Origin of the sequence: Pyrobaculum sp. (assembly GCF_049971835.1) — an archaeon.
Classification (GTDB): Archaea; Thermoproteota; Thermoprotei; order Thermoproteales; family Thermoproteaceae; genus Pyrobaculum.
The window spans coordinates 1-4,581 of record NZ_JBMFKV010000149.1 but is presented as its reverse complement, the minus strand read 5'-3'; the positions used below and the strand labels follow the sequence as shown (position 1 = coordinate 4,581).

The window sequence follows — 4,581 nt, the reverse complement described above, 5'->3', positions numbered from 1 at the left end:
CCGACCTCCGCCCCCAGCGCCTTTAGCACATTCACCCTAATCAACGCCTAGACCGACACCTCCATTTATCAACCCAACGTTTAACGTGCCGCCGCCTATATACATTTATATATCTCTAAAACAGGTAATGTGCTCACAAAATTAATCGACCCGCAGAGCGTCGCGGTGGTCGGCGCCTCCCCCAAACAAGGCTCCGTAGGCTACGTAATCCTGGAAAACCTAGCCACCAGGTTTAAAGGCCCTGTCTACCCGGTAAACCCCAAATACGACGAGGTGGAGCTCTGGGGGCGGCGGCTGAAGTTCTACAAGTCCGTGGCGGAGATACCCGACCCCGTAGACGTCGCGGTGATAGCCACCCCCGCCCCCACCGTGCCTAAGATACTAGAGGAGGCCGGGCAGAGAGGCGTCGCCGCCGCGGTGATAATCAGCAGCGGATTCGCCGAGGCGGGGAACACAGAGCTCGAAAACTGGGTCAAGGCAGTGGCGAAGCAGTACGGCATCAGGGTCCTCGGCCCCAACTGCATAGGCATATACAACGCCTACACAAACTTCGACACAGTCTTCCTCCCGGCTGAACGCGCCGGCAGGCCGCCCCCAGGCCCCCTCGCCTTGATTAGCCAGAGCGGCGCCGTGGCGGCCGCCATAATGGACTGGGCCGCCAGGAGGAGGATAGGCCTCGGCTTCATGGCCAACTACGGCAACAAGGCAGACGTAACCGAGGTGGAGCTGATAGAGGCCTTCGCCGCCGACGACAGGGTGAAGGTCATAACGGTGTACGTCGAGGGGTTTAAATACCCCGGCGAAGCCAAGCGCTTCCTAGACGCGGTGAGGAAGATAGCGCCCAAGAAGCCGGTGGTGGCCTACAAAGCCGGGAGGGGAAAGGCGGCGCAGAGAGCCGTGAAGAGCCACACAGCCGCCATGGCCGGCACCTACGAGATGTACCACGGCCTCTTCAAACAGGCAGGGGCCATAGAGGCCTCCTCAGTGAGGGAGATGTTCGACATGGCGAAGGCCCTCGCCACCCAGCCCACCCCCCGCGGCGGGAGGGTGCTCGTGGTCACAGACAGCGGCGGCATGGGGATACAGGCCGTGGACGCCTTGGAGGCCCTCGGGCTGGAGGTCCCCGAGGTGCCCGAGAGCATAGCCCGGGAGCTCAAAAGAGAGCTACTCCCCTTCGCCGCCGTCTCCAACCCCATAGACGTAACAGGCAGCGCCACAGACGAGCACTACAAAATTGTCCTAGACGTACTGCTCCCAACCGCCTTCTTCGACATGGCGCTTGTGGTCACCCTCATGCAGGTGCCCGGCCTCACCAAAAACCTCGCCGAGTATATAATAGACGCCAGGAGGTACGGCAAGCCCATCGCAGTCGTCAACTTCGGCGGGAGCGAGCTGGTGCAGAAGTTCGAAGAGGCGCTGGAAGACAGCGGGGTGCCCGTCTACCCAACCCCAGACAGAGCCGCCAAGGCCCTCTGGGCCCTCTACAAATACAGCGAAGTCAAGAGGGGGAGGCCATGACCCACCCCATCGTAGCCAAGGCGCTGGCGGAGGGCCGGGGGAAGCTCAGGGAAGACGAGGCCCTGGCGCTGCTGAGGGCGTACGGCATACCGGTCCCCGACTACGCCGTCGCCCGCGACGAGGAGGAGGCCGTCAAGGCGGCTGAGCAGGTGGGCTACCCCGTGGCGGCTAAGATAATATCCCCCCAGATAGTCCACAAGACAGACGTCGGCGGCGTGGTGCTGGGCATCGGCGACCCCCAGGCCGTGAGAGAGGCCTGCAGGAGGCTGAGGGAGGTGGTCAGGAAAGTCCCCTACGCCGAGCTGGAGGGCGTCTTGATACAGCGCATGGTGCCCAAAGGCGTCGAGCTAATAGTCGGCGCGGTGTACGACGAGATATTCGGCCACGTCGTCCTCTTCGGCCTCGGCGGGATATACACAGAGCTCTACAGAGACGTATCCATGCGCCTAGCCCCCCTAGAGCCGGAGGACGCTTGGGACATGATCCGCGAAGTCAAGGCCTACCGCCTCCTCACCGGCTACAGAGGCATGCCTCCGCGCGACGTCGCCGCCGTCGTCGACGTCCTCATCAAATTCTCCAGACTAGTCCAGGAAAACCCAGAGATAAGAGAGGCGGACCTCAACCCCGTGATCGCCCTAGAGGAGGGCAAGGGCGCCTACGTGGTAGACGCCAGGTTCATCCTCGCCGTGGCGTAAGTATATAAAGACGCGCGGAGGCGCAGACATGAAAAAGACCTGCTACAGAAGGGTGGGCTGCGTCCCCGCCATAGGCCTCGGCACGTGGGGCATCGGCGGCGGCTACTGGAGCGCCGACACCTCCAGAGACCCCCAGTGGATAGAGGCCATTAAATACGCAGTGGAGAGGGGGCTCAGGCTTATAGACACAGCCGAGATGTACGGCGCGGGGCACGCTGAGGAGCTCGTCGGCGCCGCGCTGAGGGGCTACCCCAGAGACGAGGTGTTCATCGTCACCAAGGTCTGGCCCAGCCACGCCAGACACGACGACGTCATCAAGGCGGCGCAGGCCAGCGCCGCGAGGCTCGGCACCCACATCGACCTCTACCTCCTCCACTGGCCCTCCGACGCCGCGCCCATCTGCGAGACGGTGAGAGCCTTCGAGGAGCTGGTGGACAGAGGCGTCATTAGACACTTCGGAGTCAGCAACTTCACCCTAGCACAGCTACGCCAGGCCGAGGCCTGCGCAAAGAAGTACGAGCTGGCCGCCGTGGAGAACCACTACTCCCTCTACAACCGCCGCGACGACGCCGACCTAATCCCCTACGCCAAGGCCAGCGGCATAATGTACATCGCCTACACCCCCCTGGAGAAGGGAGCCGTCGCCCGCGACCCCCTACTCGCCGAGGTAGGAAGGCGCTACGGCGCGACACCGGTCCAGACCGCCCTGGCGTGGTACGTCAAACACGGAGTCGTCCCCATACCCAAGGCCGAGAGGAGGGAACACATCGACGAAATCGCCGGCGCCTACGCGGTGGAGCTCAGCGATGACGACTACGCCAAAATCGCCGCTGAGATACGCCGAGGATAGGGACGCGGCCCTGGAGATAATAGCCGCCAGCTACAGAGGCCCCCTGAAGTACGCCAAGGCCGTGCTGGAGAGGTGGCCGCGCGCCCACGCCATAGTCGCCATAGCAGAAGGCCAGCCAGCCGCCGCCGAGATATACTACCTCGTGGAGCTCGCCAAGCCCACCTGCGTCCACTACTACATAGCCGTCGCCCCCCACCACCGCAGAAGAGGCATAGCCACCCAGCTCGTGAAGACGGTGGAGCAGCTGTGCGGCGCCCCCGTCCACATGGCCACCACGACGCTAGACAACCAAGCCGCCACAGCCCTCTTCACCAAGCTGGGGTACACCCCCTACCAGTGGCGCGAAATACCAAGACACGCCAGGGAAACCCTCCTAAAAGCCACCTGCGGATACGACGACGACATCCTCCTCATAAAAGGCGCCCACCCCACAGAAGCCGCCAGACACACCCCAGAAGTGGAGACCCTCTGGCGCGAGACCTGCTACAAACCCTACATCGGCCTATAGAACTACGCAGAATATTTTAAACTGGATACACGCCACGCACATGGAAATCTACATCATATTCAGAGGAGAGCCGCCCCCCGAGTGGAAACAGATACCAGGCGTGAAGGCCGTGAAGGCAGACGAGCTAGACACCATAGAAGGCAGATTCGCCCTGGTGGTAGGCGACGAGGAGCTCGCCAGGCGGCTCGGCGTCGGCGTGCTCACAGAGGAGGAGGCACGGGAACTCCTCCAGCACCTAAAACGCCAGCTAGGCGCCGCTCAGTGAAGGGCGTTCCGCCCATAAAGGGCCTACCGTGAGGCTCATCACCAGCCCAGAAAACACACATGGATAAAAACCCGGACACCGACACCCCCCGTGATGAAGTCTCGGGGAGTAGCCGAGCGGTGACTTCGCGGTTATCACGCTGACTAGTATATAGACAGCTCCACGCTGAGCCACTCCCTCACCTCCCTATACAGAGACTCCACCTCCCGCCTCGCGTCGCGGTTCTTCTCGTAGCGCATCTCCGGAACCCTCGTGTAGTCCACCCTCATGTGCAGAACAGTCTGAAACCTAGGCAGGTTGAGGCTCCGCTCCACTATGCTAAAGGCCTCGCGCCCCTCCCTCGTGCCCCTGTCCACCCTGTTGATCAAAACCCTCGCCTTTATGTCGATACCCCTCTCCACCACCTCCATAAGCTTCCCGTACATCCTCCTCACCCTAACCGGCTCAGCCCCGTAGGGGTGGGTGACGACGATGACCTTGTCGGCGGCGTAGAAGGCCGAGAGCGTGTAGCGCCTCTCGTAAAAAGGCAGAGTATCCAGCAGAACCACGTCCCACCTCGAGACCCCCGACCTCTCCAAAAACTGCCCAAGAAGCCGCTCCGGACTCGGCCTGCTCCCAGAAAACCACGCCAGACCCATGGCGTCGCTCAGAGAGTCGCCGCTCGGCACCACGTCAACCCTAAAAGCCCCCAGCTTAGCCGGCACCACGTAGTCCTCCAAATCAACAGCCTCCCCCCTCATAACCC

6 protein-coding genes are annotated in these 4,581 nt (G+C 62.3%); 5 read left to right on the top strand and 1 reads right to left on the bottom strand.

What is annotated here, in order from left to right; all coding sequences use genetic code 11:
* The first annotated feature begins 129 nt into the window (after positions 1-129).
* From ACP5J3_RS11015 to ACP5J3_RS10995, 5 genes are read left to right on the top strand one after another with little or no spacing between them, the layout of a single operon-like run.
* Complete coding sequence (locus ACP5J3_RS11015; RefSeq protein ID WP_428495739.1) at positions 130-1,518, top strand: acetate--CoA ligase family protein; 1,389 nt, start codon at positions 130-132, stop codon at positions 1,516-1,518.
* Positions 1,515-2,213, top strand: coding sequence for an acetate--CoA ligase family protein (locus tag ACP5J3_RS11010; protein ID WP_428495738.1), 699 nt, complete (start codon positions 1,515-1,517; stop codon positions 2,211-2,213). The genes ACP5J3_RS11015 and ACP5J3_RS11010 overlap by 4 nt, the downstream gene beginning before the upstream one ends.
* A gap of 28 nt (positions 2,214-2,241) precedes the next feature.
* Positions 2,242-3,063 carry an aldo/keto reductase gene (locus ACP5J3_RS11005; RefSeq protein ID WP_428495737.1) on the top strand — a complete coding sequence of 274 codons (822 nt, stop codon included), beginning with the start codon at positions 2,242-2,244 and terminating at the stop codon, positions 3,061-3,063.
* Positions 3,020-3,571 carry a GNAT family N-acetyltransferase gene (locus ACP5J3_RS11000; RefSeq protein ID WP_428495736.1) on the top strand — a complete coding sequence of 184 codons (552 nt, stop codon included), beginning with the start codon at positions 3,020-3,022 and terminating at the stop codon, positions 3,569-3,571. The genes ACP5J3_RS11005 and ACP5J3_RS11000 overlap by 44 nt, the downstream gene beginning before the upstream one ends.
* 40 nt (positions 3,572-3,611) lie before the next feature.
* Positions 3,612-3,836, top strand: a complete 225-nt coding sequence (locus ACP5J3_RS10995) for a hypothetical protein (protein ID WP_428495735.1) — start codon at positions 3,612-3,614, stop codon at positions 3,834-3,836.
* Positions 3,837-3,979: 143 nt separating this feature from the next.
* Here ACP5J3_RS10995 and ACP5J3_RS10990 read toward each other — a convergent pair.
* Positions 3,980-4,581: ParA family protein (locus ACP5J3_RS10990; protein ID WP_428495734.1), on the bottom strand; the 602-nt coding region annotated here is incomplete at its 5' end.